2 protein-coding genes and 1 pseudogene are annotated in these 4,338 nt (G+C 68.9%); 2 read left to right on the forward strand and 1 reads right to left on the reverse strand.

All coding sequences use genetic code 11. The features are described from left to right. Positions 1–181: pseudogene (locus tag IBL25_RS24685) on the forward strand (XrtA system polysaccharide chain length determinant); the annotation flags it as partial. Continuing rightward, a complete protein-coding gene (locus tag IBL25_RS24690; protein ID WP_187781113.1) occupies positions 178–993 on the forward strand; it encodes a P-loop NTPase in 816 nt (271 codons plus the stop codon). The pseudogene IBL25_RS24685 and the gene IBL25_RS24690, both read left to right, overlap by 4 nt. 64 nt (positions 994–1,057) lie before the next feature. Here IBL25_RS24690 and IBL25_RS24695 read toward each other — a convergent pair whose 3' ends face one another. Next, positions 1,058–4,234 (reverse strand): efflux RND transporter permease subunit, encoded by a 3,177-nt coding sequence (locus IBL25_RS24695; RefSeq protein WP_187781114.1) that lies wholly within the window; start codon positions 4,232–4,234, stop codon positions 1,058–1,060. Between the last annotated feature and the right edge of the window lie 104 nt (positions 4,235–4,338).

Consider the following 4,338-nt stretch of genomic DNA (forward strand, 5'->3'; position numbering starts at 1 on the left):
CCACACCGTCAACGACCTGCGCCGGCTCGGCCTGCCGGTGCTTGGCGGCATCTCCGCGCTGAACCGCCGGCGCCATGTCGGCGCCTCGGTGGGCTTTGGCTTCGGCCTGGCGGCGCTGCTGGCCGTCTTCGGCGCCCTTTTGGCCGGGGTTCCCGGCATGGTGGTGAGAATGCTGGCATGACCATTCCCCCGCGGCAGCGCGAGCATCTGGTTGAGCGTGCGATGATGGGGGAGGCGCCTGGCCCGGTGCCGGCGCCCCCGCCTGCCGCGGCAACGCCGGCCATACCCGCCTCCGCCCTCGCCGCCGCCGGCTTGATGGCGGCTCCGGGACGCAGCCTTGCGCTGGAGGAGATGAAGCTGGTGCAGCAGCAGGTGCTGCGCGGCATCGAGGAAGCGCCAGGTGCCCATGGGCGGGTGGTGCTGGTCGCCAGCGCGCGGCCGGGAGAGGGCAAAAGCTTCATCGCCCTCAACCTCGCCGCCGCCCTGGCTTCCAACGGCGGGCGGCCCGTGGTGCTGGTGGATGCGGATGGCAGGCGCGGCGCCATCAGCGACATCCTGGGCGCCGCCTCGCCCGGGCTGCGGAACCTGACGCTGGCCCCGCAGGGCGGCATGCCACCGCTGCTGGCCACGGCGTTGGAGCGGCTGCTGTTTCTGCCCTATGGCGCCACGCCCGATGGCCAGGACTCGGCCCCGCCGCGTGGCAATGCGCTGGCCGGTGCTATCGCCCGCCTGGCGCGTGGCCTGCCTGGCCATGTGCTGGTGCTGGATACGCCGCCCATCCTCGCCACCTCGGATGCCCATGCCCTGGCGGCCGTGGCCGGACAGGTGGTGATGGTGGTGGGCGCGGAGCAGACGCGGGACGAGGAAGTGGAGGCGGCGCTGGACATGCTGGAAGCCTGCCCAAGGCTGCAACTGCTGTTGAACCGCGTGCGGCTGGCCGCCAGCGGCAGCTTCGGCGCCGATTACGGGAAGGATGGCAGCCGGGCGGCCTGATGCCGCGCGGCGGGTGCCCCAAACGAGAACCGCCGGCCTGGAACCCAGGCCGGCGGCTTCTCTGTCAGTGGCCGCTGCCCTGCGGCTGGCCTTGGGCCGTGCCGTCCGGCAGGGCATGCTGGCCCCGCCCGAAGCGGCGATGCGTCGCCTCCCGCATCCTCTGGAACACCACGTAGAGCATGGGGATCAGGAAGATGCCGATGGTGGAGGCCGCGATCATGCCCGCGAAGACGGGGGTGGACACCGCCCGCCGTGCCAGCATCGCCGCGCCGCTCGCCCAGACCAGCGGCACGAGGCCGAGGATAAAGGCGATAGAGGTCATCATCACGGCGCGGAACCGCAGCCGCGCGCCCAGCTCCGCCGCCTCGGTGATGGAATGGCCGGCCTCGCGCTGCTCCTTGGCGAACTCGATGATCAGGATGCCGTTCTTGGCCGCCAGCGCGATCAGCACGATGAGGCCGATCTGTGCATAGAGGTCCATCGCGAGGCCCGAGAGCGAGATGCCCCAGACCGCCGCCAGCACGCCCACGATCACCGAAAGCAGCACGGGGATGGGAATGACCCAGCTCTCGTAAAGCGCCACCAGGAACAGGAAGGCGAAGAGCACCGCCAGCGCCAGGATATAGGCGGTCTGTCCGGAGGCCTGCCGCTCCTGATAGGCCGTGCCCGTCCATTCGAAGGCATAGCCGGCGGGCAGCGTGTTCCGCGACACTTCCTCCATCGCCATCATCGCCGTGCCGGAAGACACGCCGGGCGCGGGGTTACCGTTGATGGTGATGGAGCGGTAGTTGTTGTAGCGCGTGATGACCTGCGGCCCGACCACCGTACGCGCGGTGGCGATGGCGCGCAGCGGCACCATCTCGCCGCGGCTGTTGCGGACCTGGATCTTCCAGAGCGCTTCCTCGTCGCGGCGATCCGCGGCCTCACCCTGCACCAGCACCTGCCAGGTGCGGCCATACAGGTTGAAGTTGTTGACGAAGGTGCTCCCCAGCGTGGCCTGCAGCGCCGAGAAGACATCCGTCATGGTGAGGCCCAGCGCCTGCGCCTTGCTGCGGTCGATATCCAGGTAAAGCGACGGCGCGCGGGCGGAGAAGGTCGAGAAGACCTGCGTCATCCGCGGGTCCTGGTTGGCCGCGCCGACCAGCGCCCCCATCACCTGGCCGATCTCCGCCGGCTCCGCGCCCTCCAGCGATTCGAGCTGGTACTCAAAGCCACCGCCGGTGGAGAGGCCGATGATCGGCGGCAGGTTGATCGGGATGATCTGCGCGTTGCGGATCTGCTGGCTCTCCATGAAGATCCGGCCGATCAGCGCCTGCACGCTATCGCCTGGGCCTGTGCGCTCGGCGAACTCCTTCAGCTGCACGAACATGGTGGCGGCGGAGGAGGAGTTGCTGCTGTCGAGCAGCGAAAGGCCGATGATGGCGATGGCGTCGCGCACCTGCGGCATCTGCTTCAGGCGGTTCTCCAGCTCCGCGACCACTTCGCTGGTGCGCGGCTGGGAAGCGCCATCGGGCAACTGGAAGGCGATGATGAAGGCGCCCTGGTCCTCGGCCGGCAGGAAGCCGCTGGGCACCTTGCTGGCGATGGTGAAAGCGCCGAAGCCGAAGACCGCCACCAGGACCAGGCCGACGAGCGACAGCCGCAGCAGCCGCCGCACCAGCGCGGCATAGCCATCACGCACATTGTCGATGCGCTTGCCCACCCAGGCCATGATGCCCCGGCGCGGCCCGGTGTGGCGCAGGAACACGCCGCAGAGCGCGGGCGAGAGCGTCAGCGCGTTGATGGCCGAGATGACCATGGCGACCGAGATGGTCACGGCGAACTGCCGGAACAGCACGCCCGAGAGGCCGGGGATGAAGGCAATCGGCACGAAGACCGACAGCAGCACCAGCGTGATGGCGATGATCGGCGCGGTGATCTGCGCCATCGCCTTCTTGGTGGCGTCGCCCGGGGAAAGGTCCGGCTCTTCCTCCATCACGCGCTCGACGTTCTCCACCACCACGATGGCGTCGTCGACAACGATGCCGATGGCCAGCACCATGGCCAGCAGTGAGACCGTATTTGCCGAATACCCCATGACCAGCAGCACCGCGAAGGTGGTGATGAGGCTAACCGGCACCGCGATGATGGGGATGATGGTGGCGCGGATATTGCCCAGGAACAGGAAGACCACCACGGCCACCAGCACGAAGGCTTCCAGCAGGGTCTTGATGACCTCGTGGATGGTGTCGGAGACGAAGATGGTGGTGTCGAAGACCGGACGCACCGTCAGGCCCTGCGGCATGCGGGTGCGCACGCGCTCCAGCGTGGCGCCCACGGCGGCGGCGGCGTTCACGGCATTGGCGCCGGGCGCCAGGTAGATGCCGATGCCGACGCCGTCCTGGCCGTTCAGGCGCGTGGTCACGTCCTGGTTCTGCGCGCCCATCTCGACGCGCGCGACATCCCGCACCCGCAGCACGGAGCCATCGGGATTGGCGCGGATGACGATGCTGCCGAACTCCTCAGGCGTGGAGAGGCGTCCCTGGGTGCGGACGTTCATCTGCACCTGCTGGTCCGCCGGCACCGGCTGCGCGCCGATGCGCCCGGCCGGCGCCTGCACGTTCTGCGAGCGGATGACGTTGACGACATCCGAAGGCGAGAGGTTCAGGCTGACCAGCCGCTGCGTGTCGAACCAGATGCGCATGGCATAGTTCTGGCGCGAGAACAGCGTGGCCGAGCCGACACCCGCGGTGCGCGAGATCTCGTCCAGGATGTTCAGCGTGGCGTAGTTGGTCAGGAACAGCGGGTCATACTCGCCCGCCTGGTCCGCGTAGAGGAACAGCACCTGCAGGATCGAGGAGGACTGCTTGCGGACCTGGATGCCCTGCTGCTGCACCTCGGTCGGCATCAGCGCCATGGCCGCCTGCACACGGTTGTTGACGTTCACCGTGTTGATGTCGGCGTTGGAGCCCAGCGTGAAGGAGACGTTCAGCTGGTAGCTGCCGTCGCTGCCGCTGTTGGAGCGCATGTAGATCGAGTTCTCGACGCCCACGATCTGGGCTTCGAGCGGCTGTGCCACGGCCTGTTCCACCACCTCGGCCGAGGCGCCGGGATAGGTGGCGGTGACCTGCACCTGCGGCGGAACGATGTCCGGGAACTGCGACACCGGGATACGCGTCAGCGACAGCGCGCCGGCGATCGTCATGACGATCGCGATGACGATGGCGAGGCGTGGCCGGTCGACGAAAATGGCTGAGAACACGGATCAGCCCCCGCGCTGCGGCGAGGCGCCGCCCGCCGGGCTTGCGCCGGCAGGCGCGTTCCCGGCGGTGGAGCCTGGCGTGCTGGCGGGTGCCGTGCCGCCAC

Origin of the sequence: Pseudoroseomonas ludipueritiae, assembly GCF_014490445.1 — a bacterium.
Lineage (GTDB): Bacteria > Pseudomonadota > Alphaproteobacteria > Acetobacterales > Acetobacteraceae > Pseudoroseomonas > Pseudoroseomonas ludipueritiae.

Coding starts and splice junctions, on each gene's coding strand:
- IBL25_RS24690 (WP_187781113.1), top strand. CDS start 178: ATGACCATTCCCCCGCGGCAGCGCGAGCATCTGGTTGAGCGTGCGATG.